Below are 20308 nucleotides of genomic sequence, written 5' to 3' on the forward strand. Positions count from 1 at the left end.
GGCCTCGGGTGGTGTGTCGGCTGCGGGTTCGTCGTGGTTGATCGCGCACGCGCGGCGGAGCCGCATATTGATCATATTGATACAGCCCCGCGCCCCTATGGGGGCGTTGCAGCGCAGGTCGACTTGTCAGTGAGCGGCGGGGAGTGAGTCCACGCACAGGCCGATGATCGGGACGCAGACGGTGTTGTCGTCGGGCTGGCCTGGTTGGGCGGCCGGGGGGTTCGTCGCTGTCTGTCCGGGTGCCGGTGTCGGGGTCTGTTCGGGTGCCTGGCCGGGCGTTGTCGGACGGTGGGGTTCTGGGGCCGGTGCGGCGGACGTCCTGCCGGCTGGTGCGCCCGGTCGTGGCGTCGCCTTGGCGTTCGTGGTCGGTACGGCGATCGTGGCTGTCGTCGGTGTCGTGCCCAGGCCGCCCATGGCCGAAGTGGCCGACGGGCTTGGTTTCGGGGTGGTCGACGGGAGCGTGGCGGCCGTGTCGGCCGAGCCGTCCGTGACCGTGTCGCCGATCGCCAGGTCCGGGGTCGGGTCGGTCTCCGTGGTGCCGAGGCCGGTGACGTCGGTGTCCGGGGTCGGGCGTACGAGACTCAGGGCGCCGGCCGCCAGGGCGAGGCCTCCCGCGGCCAGGAGGACCTTGCGGGGGCGAGGTCGGCGATGGCGGCCCCGAGGGCCGAAGAGTGGCGACGCCTTCGGCGCTTCGGCTTCCCGCGCCGTCTCTCTCGCCTGCGGCCCTTCCGCCGTACCACCCATCACAACCCCTCCCAACACGCTCGCGCCCCCAATGCGCCGTGGTTCGCGCACGCTATGCGCTGTCGTCGGCGGCAGGGCGGGAGTTGGGCGGGATGTCACTCGAACGGGGTGTCGGGCCTTGGCTCGGAACCGTTGCGGAGTCGCTCGTGGTGGGCCTTTTCCCGGCGGGGTCCGGCTGCGATGATCGAGGCGAGAGTTGTTAACCCGCGTTAACCGGAGGGTGTCATGACTGAGGAGCGGTACGGGGAGTTCGTGCTGGTGCGCCGACACGGCGGCGGGGGAGACGGGGCCGTCGGGCCTGTCGCCGAACTCGTCCTCGACCGGCCCAAGGCCATGAACGCCGTCTCGACGGAGATGGCCCGTTCGATCGCGGGGGCGTGTGCGGCGCTGGGTGCGGACCGTGACGTACGGGTGGTGGTGCTGACCTCCACGCATGAGCGGGCGTTCTGCGTCGGGGCGGACCTGAAGGAGCGGAACTCCTTCAGTGACGCGGAGCTGGTGCGGCAGCGGCCGGTGGCGCGGGGGGCGTACACCGGGGTGCTGGAGCTGCCCGTGCCGACGATCGCGGCGGTACATGGCTTCGCGCTGGGGGGCGGCTTCGAGCTGGCGCTGGCCTGCGATGTGATCGTGGCCGACCGGACGGCTGTGGTGGGGCTGCCCGAGGTGTCGGTCGGGGTCATTCCCGGGGGCGGGGGGACGCAGTTGCTGCCGCGACGGGTGGGGGCCGCTCGGGCGGCGGAGCTGATCTTCACGGCGCGGCGGGTCGAGGCAGTCGAGGCCCGGGAGCTGGGGTTGGTGGATCAGCTGGTGGAGGAGGGGCGGGACCGGGAGGAGGCGCTCGCCCTCGGTGCTCGGATCGCGGCGAACTCGCCGGTCGGGCTGCGGGCCGCCAAGCGGGCATTGCGGTTGGGGCACGGGCTGGATCTGCGGGCCGGGCTGGAGGTCGAGGACGCGGCGTGGCGGGCGGTGGCGTTCTCGGGGGACCGGGCCGAGGGGGTGGCGGCGTTCAACGAGAAGCGGAAGCCGGAGTGGCCGGGGGAGTAGGCGAGTAGGGGGGCGGGGGGCGAGCCTCTGGGAGGGCGTACGGGCTGCCCCCGCCTGGGCGGACACGGGCGGACACGGGCGGTCGGCGGCCGGCCCGGCCGGCGAGGGGTGGGGGGAAACCGGGCGGCGTGCCTGCGGAGGTGTCGTGGCGCGCGCGGCCGTTGTGGGGTGGTCGGCAGGCCCGGCGGCAGCGGCGGCGCCAGCGGCGACGGCAGTGGCAGCGGCAGCGCCCGGGCCCGGGTGGGGGTGCGGATCGACGGTGCGCGTGCCGGCCTGCGCGATGTCGTACTTCTTCGCCGGGCCGCGGGCGAGCGTTCGCGTCGGCTTCCGTGGGCATACCCGTCACTCCAGCGCCGTATCAATGTCCTAGTTCGCCCTAAACCTCCTAGCCTGGAGTGATGGGTGAGGACAGACGGCTCGCGGCCGTGGTGGCGCTGGCGCAGGGGATGGCGGCGGCGCACACCCCGCGTGAGTCCTGGCGGGCGGCGGCGCTCGGGGCGTGTCGGGCGTTGGTCGGCAGCTTTGCCGCGTTGTCGGTGTGGGAGCGGGAGCTCGGGCGGTTGCGGGTGCTCGTGAACGTGGGGGACCGGGCGCAGGGGGAGGAGGAGTTTCCCGGCGACGAGGCCTATCCCGTGCATCAGTTTCCGGAGATCACCGAGTTCCTGCACGAGCGGTGGGCCTCCGGTGGTGAGCCCAACGCCTGGGTGGAGACGGCCGACGGTCCCGCCGCCGGTCAACCCGGGTACTGCCATCAGCGGGTCGCCGCGCTGCGGCGGCGGGGGCGGGGGTGCTGTGTCGTCGCGCCGATCGTGCTGAACGGGCGGGCCTGGGGGGAGCTCTATGTCGCCCGTTCCGCCGGTGCGCCCGTCTTCGACCGGGGGGACGCCGACTTCGCCACCGTGCTGGCGTCCGTCGTGGCCGCCGGGATCGCGCAGAGCGAGCGGCTGGAGGAGGCCCGGCGGCTGGCGTTCACCGACGCGCTCACCGGGCTCGCCAATCGGCGTGCGGTGGATGTGCGGTTGGAGGAGGCCGTCGAGCGGCATCGTCGTGAGGGTGTCGTCGTCAGTCTCGTGGTGTGTGACCTCAACGGGCTCAAGCGGGTCAACGACACGCGGGGGCATGCCGTGGGGGACCGGCTGTTGGAGCGGTTCGGGTCGGTGTTGTCGCTGTGCGGGGCGATGTTGCCCGGTGCGCTGGCCGCGCGGCTCGGGGGGGACGAGTTCTGTCTGCTCGTTGTCGGGTCGCCTGCCGATGATGTGGTGAAGGCCGCCGATGAACTGTGCCGTCGGGCCGGTGAGTTGGAGCTGGGGGAGGGGGTCGCGTGCGGGGTGGCGTCGACCGGGGACGCGGTGGGGCCCGTTCGGTCCGCGCGGCGGTTGTTCCGGCTGGCCGATGCGGCGCAGTACCGGGCGAAGGCGGTGCGGGCGGACAGGGCGGTTGTCGCGGGGCGGGAGGGGGCGGACGATCCGGTGGTGCGGCTCGCTGACGCGGAGCCGTCGGGGGAGGGGGTTGTGGAGCGGCGGCGGTTCCGGGGGCGGGTGCCGTGACCTTGCCGGTGCCGAGTGTGGGCCTTGGGTTTCTCGCCCCCGCCGCCCCTACCCGTCCCGTCCCTGGGGGCTGCCGCCCCCAGACCCCCGCTTCGGCCCTGAACGGGCCTCGTCCTCAAACGCCGGACGGGCTGAAAATGCCGGGACCGGCGTCCTCAAGTGCCGGACGGGCTGAAAATGCCGGGACCGGCGTCCTCAAGTGTCGGACAGGCTGAAATTGCCTTGGCCGGCGTTGTAAGGGGTGTACCCCCCACCCACTAGTGACATCTTCGTCTTCAGTGCGTACGCTCCTGAATATGGATATGCACACTGTGGTGGTGGGGACCTCCGGGGTCACCGCGTCCGACGTTCTCTCCGTGGCGCGGGGCGGGGCGCGGGTCGAGTTGTCGGTGGAGGCTGTCGCGGCGCTGGGCGCTGCTCGCGAGATCGTGGACGCGCTGGCGGCCAAGCCCGAGCCCGTGTACGGCGTCTCCACCGGTTTCGGTGCCCTGGCGACCCGGCATATCAGCCAGGAGCTGCGGGCCCGCTTGCAGCGCAACATCGTCCGCTCGCACGCGGCGGGGATGGGGCCGCGCGTGGAGCGGGAGGTCGTACGGGCCCTGATGTTCCTGCGGCTGAAGACCGTCTGCTCGGGGCACACGGGCGTGCGGCCCGAGGTCGCGCAGACCATGGCCGATGTGCTCAACGCCGGTATCACCCCCGTTGTCCACGAGCACGGGTCCCTCGGCTGCTCCGGTGACCTGGCCCCCCTCTCGCACTGCGCCCTCACGCTGATGGGGGAGGGCGACGCCGAGGGGCCGGACGGGGTCGTGCGGCCCGCCGGTGAGCTGCTCGCCGCGCACGGCATCGCGGCCGTGGAGTTGCGGGAGAAGGAAGGGCTCGCCCTGCTCAACGGCACGGACGGCATGCTCGGCATGCTGATCATGGCCCTCGCCGACCTGGACACCCTGTACAAGTCCGCCGATGTCACCGCCGCCCTCAGCCTGGAGGCCCTGCTCGGGACGGACAAGGTCCTCGCGCCCGAACTGCACGCCATCCGGCCGCACCCGGGCCAGGGTGCCTCCGCCGCCAACATGCTGGCCGTGCTGAAGGGTTCGGGACTGACCGGGCATCACCAGGACGACGCGCCCCGCGTGCAGGACGCCTACTCGGTGCGGTGTGCTCCGCAGGTCGCCGGGGCCGGGCGGGACACCATGGCGCATGCGCGGCTGGTCGCCGAGCGGGAGCTCGCCGCCGCCGTGGACAACCCGGTCGTGCTGGCCGACGGGCGCGTCGAGTCCAACGGCAACTTCCATGGGGCGCCGGTCGCCTACGTCCTCGACTTCCTCGCCATCGCCGTCGCCGACCTGGCCTCCATCGCCGAGCGGCGCACCGACCGGCTGCTCGACAAGAACCGCAGCCACGGGCTGCCGCCGTTCCTGGCGGACGACGCGGGGGTCGACTCCGGGTTGATGATCGCCCAGTACACCCAGGCCGCCCTGGTCAGCGAGCTGAAGCGGCTGGCCGTGCCCGCGTCCGCCGACTCGATTCCGTCCTCCGCCATGCAGGAGGACCACGTCTCCATGGGCTGGTCGGCCGCGCGCAAGCTCCGTACCGCCGTCGACAACCTCACCCGTGTGCTCGCCGTCGAGCTGTACGCCGCCACCCGCGCCATCGAGCTGCGGGAGGGGCTCGCCCCGGCACCGGCCTCGCAGGCGGTCATCGACGCCGCACGGTCCGCCGGAGTCCGGGGCGCCGGGCCCGACCGGTTCCTGGCCCCCGACCTCGCGGCGGCCGACGCGTTCGTGCGCTGCGGGGAGTTGGTCGCGGCGACGGAGAAGGTCACCGGCCCGCTCCAGTGAGGACGGAAGGGGCCCTGTCCGTCGTACGAGAGATGTGCGTCGTACGGCGGACAGGGCCCTGGTGTCGTTACTTCAGCTTGGCGCCCTGGGCGTCGACCACCGCGGCCGGGACCGTGTAGTCCTTGCCGGTCATCAGCGCGCCGAGGTTCATCGTGTAGTACGTCGCGACGGTGTTCCCGTGGCGGACGACCTCGGCGTGCGCCTGGCCGCTGTCACCGTCCTCCAGGTCCGAGGTCAGGGCGAACGCCACCGACTCGTCGCCGGCGCCCGCGCCCTTCTCGGCGGTGACCTTGGTGAACTTGCCCTCGTCGCTCTTCTCGCCGGCGGTGAAGCCGCCCGCGCACTTCTCGACCGCGTCGGAGACGGACTTGAACGCCTCCTCGGCGCCGCCGCCGTCGTAGGACGAGAGCCCCACCACGGTGACGTTGACGCTCATCGACTCGTTGAGCGCGTCCTCGATGTCTCCCTCGGACAGGTCCTCCAGGGACTTGGAGGCGGCGTCCGTGGGCTTCTTCTCCTCCGTGGCCACGGTCCTCGTCTCGGTGGCCGCGTCACCCGGGGCGAGGCCGCCGATGACGTAGACGAGGGGCTTGCACTGCTCGTCGCCGGTGATGGCGCTCTTGGCGGAAGGAAGCTTCTTGGCCTCGACATTCGAGACCTTGTGCCCGTCGACATCGCCGTCGGCGATGATCAGCTTCTTCAACTCCGCGGAGCTGAGCGCCTTCGCGTCAGAACCGCCGGAGTCCCCGCCGCAACCCGTGACAAGGGCGAGCGACAGCGCGCTCACGACAACCGTGGCGGCTGCACGCACGCCCGATGATCTCTTCATGCGCGGACTATGAAGCCCAGGTGAACAGGGCGTCAAGTGATTTCAGAACCCGAGACGTTCGCGGCGCACCGAGTAGGCGACGAAGCCCGCGCCCAGCGCGAGGGAGACGGTCCCGCCGACGATGTACGGCGTGGTGTCGAAGCTTCCGGTGTCGGCGAGCCGGGTGTCGTCGCCGGTGATGTCACCGGTCGTGTCGCCGGTGCTCGCGGAAGCGGCCCGCGCCTGCTGGATCGTCTGCCCCGTGGGGGTGGCCGAAGGCTCCGTTCTCGCCGGCTCGTCGCCCGACGCGTTCGCGGAGGGCACGAACCACAGGGCGCCCAGCAGGGCGCCCGCGGCGGTGGCGGTCAGCAGCGATCGGCGTGCGGTGGACGACGATCGGTGAGCGGCGGACACGGAATATCGATCCCCTTGTGGTGCTGGTGAATTGGCCGTGTGGGGCGATGTTAGTGAAAGTCGCGGGTCACGGGAAAGTCACGGGGGAAAAGTGCCGTACCGAGCCGTACTCTCCGGGCATGAGCAATCCAGAATCATCACGGTTTGTGCGACTTCGCGTGGAAGTCGTCCTGGAAGTGGACGACGAGGACGCACTGACTCGGGCCGCGCTGCGGCGCATCGCCGACGACAGCACCATGCCGCCCGACGAACGGGCCCACGCCGAAAGCAGTGTGACGGAAGACACCGCGGAGGCCCTCGCCTATCTGGTTGATCCGTTCGACCTGGTCAGCGAGGTGCCGGGGATCGAGCTCGCGCAGGCCTCCTGGTCCAGCGAGCGCATCGGGCACGACCCGGATTCGCCCGAGTGGGACTTCGACGACGATGATGTCGACGAGGACTTCGACGACGAAGCGGCGAGCAGGGTCGGCTGAGGCGTCTTGGGGAAATCGTGACCCCGGGCGGCAACCGCCGCCCGGGGTTTCGTCGTCTCATGGTGCGCACTGGCCGACACCCGCATCATCCGTCATGGCGAATGTGACGTGGTGTGGCCCACACATACCCGGTATGTGGAACGGGACGAACCGGTCGTAGCGTTGAAGATTCTTGACGGGGACTCTCGGGGTTTTTGGGATTCGGGAACTATGGAGAAGCGTGTGATGACGAACAGTAAGCGGCGCAAGGGCCTCGCGGTCGCGTCCGCACTGCTCGGCGGTGTCCTGGTGCTCTCCGCCTGCTCCGGCGGCGACGACAAGGCCGGCGGCGACGGCGACACCTCGCAGTCCAAGGTCGACGAGGCGGCGGCCAAGAAGACCTCCGAGGCCCAGATCAAGATCACGCCCGAGGACGGCACCGACAACGCCTCCATCAACAACTCGGCCGCCGTCACCGTGAGCAAGGGCACGCTCACCGAGGTGACGATGACGACCGCCGAGGGCGCCGCGGTCGAGGGCGAGATATCCGCCGACAAGACCAGCTGGAAGCCGAGCGCCCAGCTGGAGCGCTCCACGACCTACAAGATCGCGGTGGCCGCGAAGGACTCCAAGGGCCTGGAGGCCCACGAGAACGCCTCCTTCACCACCGTCTCCCCGAACAACAGCTTCCTCGGCTACTTCACGCCCGAGGACGGCTCCACCGTCGGTGTCGGTATGCCTGTCTCGATCAACTTCGACAAGGCGATCAGCAACAAGGCGGCCGTCCAGAAGGGCGTCACCGTCTCCTCCACCAGCGGCCAGGAAGTCGTCTGCCACTGGTTCAACGACACGCGCATGGACTGCCGGCCCGAGGACTACTGGCAGGAGGGCGCCACCGTCACCCTGAAGATGGCCCTGGACGGCGTCGAGGGCTCCGACGGCGTCTACGGCGTCCAGGAGAAGACGGTCACCTTCAAGATCGGCCGCAACCAGGTCTCCTACGTCGACGCGAAGACCAAGCAGATGAAGGTCACGCAGGACGGCAAGACCATCAAGACCATCCCGATCTCGGCCGGTTCCCCGGAGAACAAGACCTACGAGGGCACCATGGTGATGTCCGAGAAGTTCAAGGAGACGCGCATGAACGGCGCGACCGTGGGCTTCACGGACGACGACGGCAAGGGCGAGTACGACATCAAGGACGTGCCGCACGCCATCCGCCTCTCGACCTCCGGCACCTTCATCCACGGCAATTACTGGGGTGCGAAGTCCATCTTCGGCAGCGTGAACACCAGCCACGGCTGTGTGGGTCTGTCGGACACGAAGGGCGCCAACGACAAGGGCACGGCGGGCTACTGGTTCTACAACAGCTCGATCGTCGGTGACGTCGTGGTCGTCCAGAACACCGGGGACAAGACGATCGCCCCGGACAACGGCCTCAACGGCTGGAACATGGACTGGGCGCAGTGGAAGGCCGGTTCGGCCGTCTGACGTACCGCCGCGCGTAGAAGTCCTACAGCTGCCTCACAGCTGACCGATGCCGCCTCCAGGGGCGGCATCGGTGTTTCCTGGGGGCGTCTCAGTCTTCTCATCCATCTCTTATTTCGGCCTTATCCCTTCATCACGCGCCGTCTCTAGCTTGCGGCGCATGTTCTTCACCTACCTGAGGCGCGAGCTGCGCCGCCGCAGAAAGGCGGCCCTCGTCGTCGCCTCCGGACTCGCGCTGGGCATCGCGCTGGTCATCATGGTCACCTCCGTGTCCTCCGGCATGAGCAAGGCCCAGGACAAGGTCCTGCAATCCCTGTACGGCCTCGGCACGGACATGACCGTCACCAAGGCCGCCGAACCGGCCGCGAGCAGCTCCGAGCGGCCGCGCTTCGAGTTCGACGCGCAGGACAGCGACTCCGACGAGGAGCAGTCCAGCGACCGCGTCATGGTCCAGGGCTTCCAGACGCTGGCGGGCTCGACCGTGACCGAGGTCGGCCGGCAGAGCGGGGTCTCGGACGCCGTGGGCGGGCTGAGCCTGCAGGTCATCAAGGTCAGCGGGGAGTTCACGCGGGGTGAGTTCCAGCAGGACCAGAGCAGCGGGGGCCAACAGGGCGGGGGTCCCGGGCAGGACGGTGGCGGCACCGGCGGCAGCGGGCAGCCGCAGGGCGAAGTGCGCGGTGGCGGCGCCAACTTCGACGTCAACAACTACTCCGTCTACGGCACCGACGTCACCAAGCCGGCGCTCGGTCCGCTGACGTCGTCGAAGATCACCAGTGGCCGTGCCTTCAAGACGTCGGAGACCAACGCCAAGGTCGTCGTCGCCGACACGTCGTACGCCAAGGAGAAGAAGCTCAAGGTCGGCTCGACCGTCACCGTCAAGGGCACCAAGTTCGAGGTCATCGGCATCGCCACGCCCGACAGCGGGGACGCGGCGGCCAACCTCTACATCCCCCTGAAGCAGGCGCAGACGCTCGCCGACGCGAAGGACAAGGTCACCACGATCTACGTCAAGGCGACCGACTCGCAGCAGATCGACACCGTCAAGTCGGCCATCCAGAAGAACATCTCCGGTACGACGGTGACGACCTCCGCGGACCTCGCAGACACGGTGTCGGGCTCCCTGTCCACGGCATCCTCGCTGGCGACGAGTGTCGGCAAGTGGCTGTCGATCGCCGTGCTCGTGGCGGCGTTCCTGGTCGCCGGTCTGCTCACCTCCTCGGCCGTCTCCCGCCGGGTGCGGGAGTTCGGCACGCTGAAGGCGCTGGGGTGGAAGTCGGGGCGGGTGACCCGGCAGGTGGTCGGTGAGGCGGTCGTCAACGGGCTGCTCGGCGGGGCGCTGGGTATTGCGCTGGGTCTCGCGGGAGCGTACGTCGTGACGGCGATCAGCCCGACGCTGCAGGCGCAGTTGGGCGGCGGCGGTGGCGGTGGCGGCGGTATGGGCGGTGGCTTCGGGGGCGGCGGCCCTGGTCGTCGGACGGCTTCCACCACCCTCGACGTCGCGCTGACGGCACCGGTCAGCCTGACGACGGTTGCGCTCGCGGTGGGGCTCGCGGTGACCGGCGGCCTGATCGCCGGCGCGTTCGGCGGCTGGCGGGCGTCCCGGCTCCGTCCGGCGGACGCACTGCGCCGCGTCGAGTAGCTGACGTCGGCTGCAACGCCCTCAGGGGCGCGGGGAACTGCGCGATCAGCCCCCACGCACCCGCAGCCGCAGAGGCTGCGACAGCCGAGCGAACGCCTGTGGCCAGGCCGGCTGCAACGCCCTCAGGGGCGCGGGGAACTGCGCGATCAGCCCCCACCCACCCCCAGCCGAACAACGACTCGCACCACCCCGAACCCCACCCAGGAGCAACCCGATGTACGAACTCAGAAACGTCACCAAGCGCTACACCCGAGGCAAGGAATCCATCGACGCCCTCGACGGAGTGGACCTCACCATCGCCGACGGGGACCGCCTCGTCATCCAGGGCCCCACCGGCGGCGGCAAGTCCACCCTCCTCCAGATGCTCGGCGCCCTGGACCGCCCCACCGCAGGCGAAGTCGTGCTCGACGGCACCGACCTGGCCAGGCTCTCCGAAACCCGGCTCACAAAGGTGCGCAGCGAGAACATCGGCTTCGTCTTCCAGTCCTTCAACCTGATCCCCACCCTCACCGCACAGGAGAACGTCGAGACCGCCCTCGTCCCCCTCGGCGTCAAGCCGAAGGAGCGGCGCGAGCGGGCCGCCGAGGCGCTCACTTCGGTCGGACTGGGGGAGCGGCTCGGGCATCTGCCGAGCGAGATGTCCGGCGGTCAGCAGCAGCGTGTCGCCATCGCCCGCGCGCTCGTCAAGCAGCCCAAGGTGCTGCTGGCCGACGAACCCACGGGAAATCTCGACGAGTCGATGCGCGACGAGATCATGGACGTACTCGAACGCATGTGGAAGGAACTCGGGCTGACCTTCATCATGGTCACCCACGACTCGGCGATCGCGAAAAAAGCCCCGCGACTGGCGACCATCCGCAAGGGACGGATCAGTGTCAAGGAGAATGCGGGTGCGTAACCCACCAACTTTGTAACGGAGTTCACGCCGTCGCGTAACAGTCGACAGGTGTGCTTCTCATCTTCCTCTCATCTATTGAGGAGCCTGATCACCCCTCGGCATACTGCGTATTCCGGGGGGTGACGCGCATGCGTACGGGACCTCCTCCGGCCGGGTGAAGGGGAATTCGCCCGGACCTTCTGCAAGGGGGAAACTTGCGCAGACAAGTCAAAAGAGTTGGCGTGGCCTCTGTGGCAACAGCGGCCGCCGTCGCCCTCGCCGCGGGAATGACCAGCCCGGCGTCGGCCGAACCGGAGCAGCGCGCGTCCGGCGCCGCTTCGTCGTTCACGTCTCCCCACCGCATCACCCTGATCACGGGTGACCGGATCTCCGTCGACTCCAAGGGCCGGGTGGTCGGCCTGGAGCGGGCGCAGGGGCGTGGGCACATACCCGTACAGATTCGCAAGGTGGACGGGCACACGCTCGCCATCCCGGCCGACGCGATCCGCCTGGTCGCCGCCGGCAAGCTCGACCAGCGGCTGTTCGACATCACCGAGCTGGCCAAGTCCGAGACCCGCGCCTCCCAGGCCAAGGGCCTGAAGGTCATCGTCGGTTACAAGGGCGCCGCCGCCGGCGCCAAGGCCGACGTCCGGGACGCGGGCACGCTGCGCCGGACCCTGAAGTCCCTGAACGCGGACGCGGTGCAGACCCCGCACCAGGACACGCCCGAACTGTGGGACGCGCTCACCAACGGCGACAAGACCGCCTCCGGCATCGCGCACGTCTGGCTCGACGGCGTCCGCGAGGCCAGCCTCGACAAGTCCGTGCCGCAGATCGGCGCCCCCAAGGCGTGGGAGGCCGGCTACGACGGCAAGGGCGTCAAGATCGCCGTCCTGGACACCGGCGTCGACGCGACCCACCCGGACCTCAAGGACCAGGTGATCGCGGCCAAGAACTTCACGCCGTCCGCCACCGCCGAGGACAAGGTCGGTCACGGCACGCACGTCGCGTCCATCGCGGCGGGAACCGGCGCCAAGTCCGGCGGCAAGTTCAAGGGTGTGGCGCCCGGCGCCGACATCCTCAACGGCAAGGTCCTCGACGACCAGGGCTTCGGCGACGACTCCGGCATCCTCGCCGGCATGGAGTGGGCGGCCGAGCAGGGCGCCCAGGTCGTCAACATGAGCCTGGGCGGCGGCGACACCCCGGAGATCGACCCGCTGGAGGCGGCGGTCAACAAGCTGTCCGCCGAGAAGGGCATCCTGTTCGCGATCGCGGCGGGCAACTCCGGCCCGGAGTCGGTCGGTTCGCCGGGCAGCGCCGAGGCCGCGCTCACCGTCGGCGCCGTCGACAAGAAGGACGTCCTGGCGCCCTTCTCCAGCACCGGCCCGCGCCTCGGCGACGGCGCCATCAAGCCGGACGTCACCGCGCCGGGCGTGGACATCACGGCCGCGTCCGCCAAGGGCAGCCTCATCGAGCAGGAAGTCGGCGAGAAGCCGGCCGGCTACCTGACCATTTCCGGTACGTCCATGGCGACCCCGCATGTCGCGGGCGCGGCGGCGATCCTCAAGCAGCAGCACCCGGACTGGACGTACGCCGAGCTCAAGGGCGCGCTGGCCGGTTCCACCAAGGGCGGCAAGTACACGCCGTTCGAGCAGGGTTCGGGCCGTATCCAGGTCGACAAGGCCATCAAGCAGACCGTGATCGCCGACCCGGTGTCGGTGAGCTTCGGCACGCAGGCCTGGCCGCACACCGACGACACGCCGGTCACCAAGGAGCTGACGTACCGCAACCTCGGCACCGAGGACGTCACGCTCACGCTCTCCGCGACCGCCACCGACCCCAAGGGCCAGGCGGCTCCCGCGGGCTTCTTCAAGCTCGGCGCGACGAAGGTGACGGTCCCGGCGGGCGGCAAGGCCTCCGTCGACTTCACCGTCAACACCAAGCTGGGCGGCACGCTCGACGGCGCCTACTCCGCGTATGTGACGGCGACGGGCGGCGGGCAGAGCGTCCGTACCGGCGCCGCGGTGCAGCGTGAGGTGGAGTCGTACGACGTCACCGTCAAGCACATCGACAAGGACGGCAAGCCGGCCCCCGAGTACAACACCGTCCTGCTCGGCTACTCCGGCCTGGCGACCGACCGGGCCTACCAGCTGCCGGTCTCCGAGTCCGGCACCACCAAGCTGCGGCTGCCCAAGGGCACGTATCTGCTGGACGCCTGGATCGCCAAGGACTGGGTGAACCTGGAGGGCGGCCTCGACTGGCTGGTCCAGCCGAAGCTGAGCCTCACCAAGAACACCTCGGTGACGATCGACGCCCGTACGGCCAAGAGCGCCGACATCACTGTGCCGGACGCGCAGGCCAAGCAGGTGTTCGCCTCCAGCAACTACTTCTACGACCCGGCGGGCATCGGCATCGGGGTCGGCCTCGACTCCTTCGCCAACCTGCGGATGGCGCACCTGGGTCCGGAGGTCGCGAGCGGTCTGATGCAGACCTGGAACGGCCAGTGGACCAAGGGCGCGGACGCCGAGTACGACGTCGCCACCACCGCCAAGGTCAAGAAGATCCAGGGCAACAAGGTCCGCCACTTCAAGGCGGGCGAGCTCGCCAAGGTGAAGAACAACCTCGGCGCCTCGTCCCCGAACAAGACCGGCTCCCTGCTTCCCCTCGGGATCTTCCCCGACGACGCGGCGCTCGGTTCGCCGATCGAGCAGAAGCTGCCCGGTTCGCGGACGGTGTACCTGTCGACGTCCGACAAGATCAAGTGGACCTTCGACTTCCAGCAGTACGCCGGCAAGGACGCGGACGGCTTCCCGATCACCGACACGTACTACACGCTGGGCGAGCCGCAGGCCTTCAAGGGCGGGCAGAGCTACACGAAGACCTTCAACACGGCGGTCTTCGGCCCGCACATCAACAAGGAATTCGGCTTGTTCCGCGAGGCCAACGAGATCTACGGCTACCTGCCGCTGTTCGCCGACGCCAACAAGCACGCCGGGTCGTCGGACTTCACCGCGGTGACCACCAACCTGTACCGCAACGGCACCAAGATCGGCACCAACAAGGACCCGCTGTTCGGTGAGCCGTTCAAGGTCCCGGCTGGGGAGGCCGAGTACAAGCTGACGACCTCGGTCAAGCGGAGCGTCAAGGTCGCGGCCGCCTCCACGCGGATCGACGCGAGCTGGACCTTCCGGTCCAAGAAGTCGGCCGCCGAGCAGGTCAAGCTTCCTGCCTCCACGGTCCGCTTCAACGCCAAGACCGGCCTGGACAGCCGCGTCGAGGCCGACAAGAAGGTGACGATCCCGGTCACCGTCGTGGGTGCGGCCGCGGGCAGCAACCTCAAGTCGCTGCACGTGTACGTGTCGTACGACTACGGGCAGACCTGGAAGAAGGTCGACGTCCGGGACGGCAAGATCACGGTGAAGAACCCGGCGAAGGGGAAGGCCATCTCCTTCCACGCCAAGGTCGCCGACAAGAAGGGCAACAAGTCGACGGTCTCGATCTACAACGCGTACTACGGCAAGTAGGCCGTAGGCCGCCGAGCAGGTCCTGAGTCAGAAAGCCCCGCCGGAGGTGCTGCTTCCGGCGGGGCTTTCGCATGCGTCGGGGGCGCCGGGGGACTCGATGGCCTCCCGCTCCCGTGAGAACCTCGATACCGGAAGTGGCGGAGGACGAGCGTCCGGTCGGTTTTCGTGTTTCCGTGAGGCCATGACGGCTCACACGGTCGAATACATCCGGTACCGCATCCCCGAGCAGAAGTCGGCGGAGTTCCTGGCCGCCTACACCCGCGCAGCGGCCCAGCTGGCCGCGTCCCCGCACTGCGTCGACTATGAACTCGCCCGCTGCGAGGAGGACTTCGAGCACTACGTCCTGCGCATCACCTGGACCTCGACGGAGGACCATCTGGAAGGCTTCCGCAAGTCGGAGCTGTTCCCCGACTTCCTCGCCGAGATCCGTCCGTACATCACGCACATCGAGGAGATGCGCCACTACAAGCCGACGACGGTGCGCGGCGCGGGCGCGTCCGTGCCGACGCTGTACGCCTGGGCGGGCGGTGCGGAGGCGTTCGCCCGTCTGACATCGGTCTTCTACGACAAGGTCCTCAAGGACGACCTGCTGGCCCCGCTGTTCGCGCACCTGGACCCGGAGCACGCGCTGCACGTGGCGCTCTGGCTCGGCGAGGTCTTCGGCGGCCCGCCCGCCTACTCCGAGACCCAGGGCGGCCACGGCCACATGGTCGCCAAGCACATGGGCCGGGGCATCACCGAGCCCCAGCGCCGCCGCTGGGTCAACCTCATCCAGGACGCGGCCGACGAGGCGGGCCTGCCGACGGACGCGGAGTTCCGCTCGGCGTTCCTGGCGTACGTGGAGTGGGGGACGCGGCTGGCGGTGTACTTCTCGGGGCCGGACGCGGTGGCGCCGGCGGAGCAGCCGGTGCCGAAGTGGAACTGGGGGGCCGCACCGCCGTATCAGGGCTGACGGCGGGCCGGGCGCACGGTCCTGCGCCTCCCGCGGCGAAGAAGGTACGTGAGGGTCTCCACTCCGCGGGCAGGTCTCTTTCAGCCTGCCCGCGCCTCAGCCGCCGCTGCCGTACGGCCTCGTCAGGATCTCCAGGTTGTGGCCGTTCGGATCGTCGAAGTAGGTGCCGCGGCCGCCGTCATTGCGGTTGATCTCGCCGGGGCGGCTGTGGAAGGGGTCGGCCCAGTAGGGCAGGCCGGCTTTCCGGATGCGGTCGAAGATCGTGTCGAAGTCGTCCTCCGACACCAGGAACGCGTAGTGCTGCGGCGTGATGGCGCCGGGCGACTCCAGATAGTCCAGGGTCACGCCGTTCGGGATCTCGACCGGTATGAAGGGGCCGTACTGCGGGCTCACCTCCAGGCCCAGGATGTCGGCGAGGAACCGGGCCGACGCCTTCTTGTCGTGCGCGGCGACGATGGTGTGGTTGAGCCGGACGGTCATCGGGGCTGCCTCCTCGTGTGCACGGGTCACGGTTCGGACTGGCCTGGTTTCACAGTAGGCCCGGCCGTCGCGCGGCACATCGGCCGAGGGGAGGGGTGGCGCTACACCTCCGGTACTCCGTCTCCGGAGCCGCGAGCTCCGTACGTGATCGCCCGAGTCAAGGTTGCGTGCTCACCGTCCTCGGCGTCGTCCTCGCCGCCACGGCCACCGGGGCCGCCGGACCGATCGGGTTCGTGGCACCGACCGCGCCGCAACTGGCCCGGCGACTCACCCGTACACCCCAACTCCCGCTCCTGAACGCCGCGTCGACCGGCGCGATCGTCCTCGTCGCCGCCGATCTCGCCGCCCGTACGCGCCTGCCCCCGCTGGAGATCCCGGTCGGCGCGCTCACCGCGCTCGTCGGTGGGCCGTATCCGCTGTGGCTGCTGGGGCGTCGTACGGGGACACGCCGAGGGCCCCGGAGCAGTGCGGCTCCGGGGCCCGGTCATCCGGCGTGGATCAGATCGTCGCCGTGTCGATCACGAACCGGTACCGCACATCGCTGCTGAGTACCCGCTCGTACGCCTCGTTGATCTGGTCCGCCTTGATCAGCTCGATCTCCGCGCCGAAGCCGTGCCCGGCGCAGAAGTCCAGCATCTCCTGGGTCTCGGCGATGCCGCCGATCATCGAGCCGGCGAGCGTCTTGTTGCCGCCGATCAGCGAGAAGAGGTTGAGCGCGATCGGCTCCTCGGGGGCGCCGACGTTCACCAGGGCGCCGCCGGTCTTCAGCAGGCTCAGGTAGGCGCCGAAGTCGAGCGGTGCCGACACCGTGGAGAGGATCAGGTCGAAGGTGCCGGCCAGCTCCTCGAAGGTCTTCGGGTCGCTGGTGGCGTAGTAGTGGTCGGCGCCCAGCTTCAGGCCGTCGTCCTTCTTGCGCAGGGACTGGGAGAGGACGGTCACCTCGGCGCCCAGCGCGTGCGCGATCTTGACGCCCATGTGGCCGAGGCCGCCCAGACCGATGACGGCGACCTTCTTGCCCGGGCCCGCGCCCCAGTGCTTGAGCGGCGAGTACGTGGTGATGCCGGCGCACAGGAGGGGCGCGGCGACGTCCAGGGACAGGCCGTCGGGGATGCGGAGGACGAAGTTCTCGTCGACGACGACCTTCTCCGAGTAGCCGCCGTAGGTGGGCTCGCCGTCCTTGCCGATGGCGTTGTAGGTGCCGACGCCACCGCCGGTGCAGTGCTGTTCGAGACCGGCCCTGCAGTTCTCGCACTCACGGCAGGAGTCGACCAGGCAGCCGACGCCCACCCGGTCGCCGACCTTGTGCTTGGTCACGCCGGAGCCGACCTCGGAGACGATGCCCGCGATCTCGTGGCCGGGGACCATCGGGAAGATCGCCTCGCCCCAGCCCTCCTGGGCCTGGTGGATGTCGGAGTGGCAGATACCGGCGAACTTGATGTCGATCAGGACATCGAACTCGCCGACCTCACGGCGCTCGATGGTGGTGCGCTCCAGCGGAGCCTTGGCGGCGGGTGCTGCGTATGCGGCGACGGTGGTCATGCCGGGATCTCCTAGCGGGGGTTTTTGCGCCCGGCTGCCTTCTGGTCCTGCTTCACGTCCGGGCACGGCACCCAGCCTGCCGGGATGTTCCCAGGTCACCCAGGCCTCGGTTGTACGTACGTCCGCCGGTCCTACCACTGACGGGGTCAGGCTCGTGTGCGTATGACCGGGAATACTTGAGGCATGGAAGACAAGCCCGAATCCGGTGGCGGCCTGGACCGGCGCGCCGAGCTCAGCGAGTTTCTGCGCACCCGGCGTGCCCGGCTGAAGCCCGAGGACGTCGGGCTGCCGGACTTCGGGCGGCACCGAAGGGTGCCCGGGCTGCGGCGCGAGGAGCTGGCGCAGCTGGCCGGGGTGTCCGTGGCGTACTACACGCGCCTTGAGCAGGGCAACGGGCGCAACGTCTCGGCGGAGGTCCTCGACGCGATCGCCCGGGCGCTGCGGCTGAGCGACGCCGAGCACGCGCACCTCACGCACCTCGCGAAGCCGAAGCAGAACAAGAAGAAGCCGGCGGCGCGGACGGAGCAGGTGCGGCCGGCGCTGGCGCAGCTGCTGGACTCGATCGACGGGGTGCCCGCGTACGTCGCGGGCCGGCGCTCGGACATCCTCGCCTGGAACCGGATGGCGGCGGCGGTGTTCGGCGACTGGTCGGAGCTGCCGGTGCAGGAGCGGAACTGGGCGCGGCTGGTGTTCCTGAAGGCCGAGTATCGCGAGCTCTTCGTGGAGTGGGACCAGAAGGCGTCCGACATGGTCGCCTATCTGCGTATGGACGCGGGCTGCCACCCGGACGACCCGCGTCTGTCGGCCCTCGTCGGCGAACTCTCCGTCAAGAGCGAGGAGTTCCGGCGGCTGTGGGCCGCGCACGACGTCAAGGAGAAGAGCTACGGCGTCAAGAACATCCGGCATCCTCTGGTGGGCGAGCTGACCCTGAACTTCGAGTCGTTCCGCCTGTCCGACGGCACGGAACAGTCCCTGATCACGTACCACGCGGAGCCGGGGTCACCGTCGGCGGAGGCGTTGCGGCTGCTGGCGAGCTGGGGGGCGGATGCGACGAAGGCGGGGGCTACGGGGAGGTCGGGGCCGTCGGTGTGAGGGGGCCCTTGGGGGAGGGTTCGGGACTCGGCGACGGGGGGGGGAGGGTTCGGGACTCGGCGACTCAGTGGAGCTCAGGGTCTCGGCCGCCGCGTCGCTCGACCGCCGAGGCGACCTCCTCCAGGTCCTTCGCGATCGCCTTGCTCACCGCCCGTGAGCCCAGGCCGCCCAGAATCCTGGCGAGCAGGCCCGCGACGCCGCCGGAGGCCACGGCGGTGAAGGTCATCCGGACCGTCGTCGCCGACGGCCCGTCCGCCCGTAGCACCCACTCCGAGATGTAGCGCGAGCCGTGCGACTCGGCCTCCACGACATAGCGCTCGGGCGGATCGCTGGCGGTCACCCACATCTCCTCGGTGGCCTCCTTGCCGAACATCCGCCGGGTCTCCCGCCACCGCGTCCCGACACCGAAGGCCCCGTCCGTGAGGACCTCGACCTTCGTGACGCCGCTGAGCACCCGCTCCATGCCCCGAAGGTCGGTCAGGGCCTCCCACACAGGCCCCTGGCCCGCGGCGATACGCCGCTCCACGACGACGCTTCTGCTGGTCATGCCCCCATGAAAGCAGCAGGGTCCGACAATCGCCCGACGGCCGGGGTACGCGACGGGGTCACACCGCCCGCCACGGGACGAACGACCTGGTGGTCCTGCCGGAGCTGTGGACTGCCGGGGCCTGGCGTACGACCGCTGGGAGCGCGATGCCGAAGGGGTCGACGGCCCCCTTCCCTGGGCCTGCTCGACGAGAGCGCGGAGCTGATCGCGGTACCCGCGGCATGGCCCGCGACCCGCCTCAGCCACTCCGAACTCCCCGTGCCGCGCGACCGTGTCCTCGCCATCGCGGCGCCTGGGGGACGGTGAAGGCCGGTGGTCCGTGTCCGCAGGGCCGGTCGGACGGGTACGGAATCGCCGGGCCCCCTCGCGCGTTGAGGTGAGCGGGCATGGGATGCCGGCGGTGTGCGAGCCGAGTAGCCCGAGTGAGCGAGCTGAGAGATATGGGAGGGCAGCGATGGCTGCGCAGGCGCAGAGGGCCGTGCTGGCGGGCGGATGCTTCTGGGGGATGGAGGAGCTGATCCGTCGGCTTCCGGGCGTGACGGCGACCCGGGTGGGATACACCGGGGGTGACGTGCCGAACGCGACGTACCGTAACCACGGCACGCACGCGGAGGCCATCGAGATCCTTTTCGACCCCGCGAAGACCGACTTCCGCGCGCTCCTGGAGTTCTTCTTCCAGATCCACGACCCGAGCACGAAGGACCGCCAGGGCAACGACATCGGCACCAGCTACCGCTCGGCGATCTACTACGTGGACGACGAGCAGAAGCGGATCGCCGAGGACACGATCGCGGACGTGGACGCCTCCGGCCTGTGGCCCGGCAAGGTCGTCACCGAGGTGGAGCCGGTCGGCCCCTTCTGGGAGGCCGAGCCCGAGCACCAGGATTACCTGCAGCGTTACCCCGACGGCTACACCTGCCACTTCCCGCGCCCGGGGTGGCGGCTCCCCGCCCGCGCCGAGGGCTGACCGCGAGGGCGCCCGGCGGTGCTGGGTGCCGCGTCCGCGGCACCCAGGCGAGCGCCGTCACCGTGCGTCGCGTAGCTGGAGGAGGTGTGGGGTGCTCGGTGTAGCCGCCCTGATAGCCGACCAGAGTCGTCCACACCCCCGCCGGGAGCTGCCAGAACTTGCGCTCCGCGCCCCAGAAGCAGCCCAGCCCGAAGTCGGCGACCTCCAAGCCCTCGGGGTAGGGGCCGAGGAGCGGGTTGCCGAGGACCGTGTGGCGGTCGGGGACCGGGAAGACCGGTTCCGGACGGCCCTGCAGCGCCTGCTCGGGGGTGGGCAGGAGGGGCGTACGCCCGAAGAGCATGAGGGTTCCTTCC

General features: G+C 69.9%; 18 protein-coding genes and 1 pseudogene. 12 read left to right on the top strand and 7 right to left on the bottom strand.

The window, feature by feature from the left end; translation table 11 throughout:
* Positions 1-126: 126 nt before the first annotated feature.
* Positions 127-744 carry a hypothetical protein gene (locus tag EJ357_RS29195; RefSeq protein ID WP_175647560.1) on the bottom strand — a complete coding sequence of 206 codons (618 nt, stop codon included), beginning with the start codon at positions 742-744 and terminating at the stop codon, positions 127-129.
* 225 nt (positions 745-969) lie between these two features.
* Between EJ357_RS29195 and EJ357_RS29200 the strand changes: the two genes are divergently transcribed.
* The 3 genes from EJ357_RS29200 to hutH all read left to right on the top strand — a co-directional run bounded on the left by EJ357_RS29200 (position 970) and on the right by hutH (position 5176).
* A complete protein-coding gene (locus EJ357_RS29200) occupies positions 970-1788 on the top strand; it encodes an enoyl-CoA hydratase/isomerase family protein (protein WP_126394521.1) in 819 nt (272 codons plus the stop codon).
* Positions 1789-2186: 398 nt separating this feature from the next.
* Complete coding sequence (locus tag EJ357_RS29205) at positions 2187-3335, top strand: GGDEF domain-containing protein (protein ID WP_126394523.1); 1149 nt, start codon at positions 2187-2189, stop codon at positions 3333-3335.
* A gap of 302 nt (positions 3336-3637) precedes the next feature.
* Positions 3638-5176, top strand: a complete 1539-nt coding sequence (gene hutH, locus EJ357_RS29215) for a histidine ammonia-lyase (RefSeq protein ID WP_126400196.1) — start codon at positions 3638-3640, stop codon at positions 5174-5176.
* A gap of 67 nt (positions 5177-5243) precedes the next feature.
* On the opposite strand, the gene EJ357_RS29220 is transcribed toward hutH, so the two are convergent.
* A complete protein-coding gene (locus tag EJ357_RS29220; protein ID WP_175647561.1) occupies positions 5244-6005 on the bottom strand; it encodes a hypothetical protein in 762 nt (253 codons plus the stop codon).
* Positions 6006-6047: 42 nt separating this feature from the next.
* On the bottom strand, positions 6048-6398 hold the full coding sequence (locus EJ357_RS29225) for a hypothetical protein (protein ID WP_228472640.1): 351 nt from the start codon (positions 6396-6398) through the stop codon (positions 6048-6050).
* 176 nt (positions 6399-6574) lie between these two features.
* Here EJ357_RS29225 and EJ357_RS29230 point away from each other — a divergent pair, with 176 nt between their 5' ends.
* The 6 genes from EJ357_RS29230 to EJ357_RS29255 all read left to right on the top strand — a co-directional run bounded on the left by EJ357_RS29230 (position 6575) and on the right by EJ357_RS29255 (position 15330).
* The gene (locus EJ357_RS29230) at positions 6575-6871 is read left to right on the top strand and encodes a hypothetical protein (protein ID WP_228472641.1); all 297 of its coding nucleotides are present in this window, start codon (positions 6575-6577) and stop codon (positions 6869-6871) included.
* Between the two features lie 225 nt (positions 6872-7096).
* Positions 7097-8341 (top strand): L,D-transpeptidase, encoded by a 1245-nt coding sequence (locus tag EJ357_RS29235; RefSeq protein WP_126394527.1) that lies wholly within the window; start codon positions 7097-7099, stop codon positions 8339-8341.
* A gap of 157 nt (positions 8342-8498) precedes the next feature.
* Positions 8499-9977: an ABC transporter permease gene (locus EJ357_RS29240; protein WP_126394528.1), complete on the top strand. Its 1479-nt coding sequence runs from the start codon at positions 8499-8501 to the stop codon at positions 9975-9977.
* A 214-nt stretch (positions 9978-10191) separates the two neighbouring features.
* Positions 10192-10875: an ABC transporter ATP-binding protein gene (locus EJ357_RS29245; RefSeq protein ID WP_126394530.1), complete on the top strand. Its 684-nt coding sequence runs from the start codon at positions 10192-10194 to the stop codon at positions 10873-10875.
* A gap of 266 nt (positions 10876-11141) precedes the next feature.
* Positions 11142-14378, top strand: coding sequence for a S8 family peptidase (locus EJ357_RS29250; protein WP_126400205.1), 3237 nt, complete (start codon positions 11142-11144; stop codon positions 14376-14378).
* 181 nt (positions 14379-14559) lie between these two features.
* Positions 14560-15330, top strand: a complete 771-nt coding sequence (locus EJ357_RS29255) for a group II truncated hemoglobin (RefSeq protein WP_126394532.1) — start codon at positions 14560-14562, stop codon at positions 15328-15330.
* A gap of 96 nt (positions 15331-15426) precedes the next feature.
* On the opposite strand, the gene EJ357_RS29260 is transcribed toward EJ357_RS29255, so the two are convergent.
* Positions 15427-15810: a VOC family protein gene (locus EJ357_RS29260; RefSeq protein ID WP_126394534.1), complete on the bottom strand. Its 384-nt coding sequence runs from the start codon at positions 15808-15810 to the stop codon at positions 15427-15429.
* Between the two features lie 167 nt (positions 15811-15977).
* On the opposite strand from EJ357_RS29260, the gene EJ357_RS29265 reads away from it, so the two are divergent.
* On the top strand, positions 15978-16358 hold the full coding sequence (locus EJ357_RS29265; RefSeq protein ID WP_407698422.1) for an iron chelate uptake ABC transporter family permease subunit: 381 nt from the start codon (positions 15978-15980) through the stop codon (positions 16356-16358).
* Here EJ357_RS29265 and EJ357_RS29270 read toward each other — a convergent pair.
* Positions 16309-17349 (bottom strand): NAD(P)-dependent alcohol dehydrogenase, encoded by a 1041-nt coding sequence (locus EJ357_RS29270; protein WP_126394536.1) that lies wholly within the window; start codon positions 17347-17349, stop codon positions 16309-16311. The two genes, EJ357_RS29265 and EJ357_RS29270, sit on opposite strands and share 50 nt — an antisense overlap.
* 183 nt (positions 17350-17532) lie before the next feature.
* Here EJ357_RS29270 and EJ357_RS29275 point away from each other — a divergent pair, with 183 nt between their 5' ends.
* Positions 17533-18441 (top strand): helix-turn-helix domain-containing protein, encoded by a 909-nt coding sequence (locus tag EJ357_RS29275; protein ID WP_126394538.1) that lies wholly within the window; start codon positions 17533-17535, stop codon positions 18439-18441.
* 64 nt (positions 18442-18505) lie between these two features.
* Here the strand turns inward: EJ357_RS29275 and EJ357_RS29280 are convergent, their stop codons facing one another.
* A complete protein-coding gene (locus EJ357_RS29280) occupies positions 18506-18988 on the bottom strand; it encodes an SRPBCC family protein (protein ID WP_126394540.1) in 483 nt (160 codons plus the stop codon).
* 454 nt (positions 18989-19442) lie between these two features.
* On the opposite strand from EJ357_RS29280, the gene msrA reads away from it, so the two are divergent.
* A complete protein-coding gene (msrA, locus tag EJ357_RS29285) occupies positions 19443-19955 on the top strand; it encodes a peptide-methionine (S)-S-oxide reductase MsrA (RefSeq protein ID WP_126394542.1) in 513 nt (170 codons plus the stop codon).
* A gap of 85 nt (positions 19956-20040) precedes the next feature.
* Here the strand turns inward: msrA and EJ357_RS29290 are convergent.
* Positions 20041-20295: pseudogene (locus EJ357_RS29290) on the bottom strand (peptide-methionine (S)-S-oxide reductase); the annotation flags it as partial.
* Between the last annotated feature and the right edge of the window lie 13 nt (positions 20296-20308).

Origin of the sequence: Streptomyces cyaneochromogenes (assembly GCF_003963535.1) — a bacterium.
Lineage (GTDB): Bacteria > Actinomycetota > Actinomycetes > Streptomycetales > Streptomycetaceae > Streptomyces > Streptomyces shaanxiensis.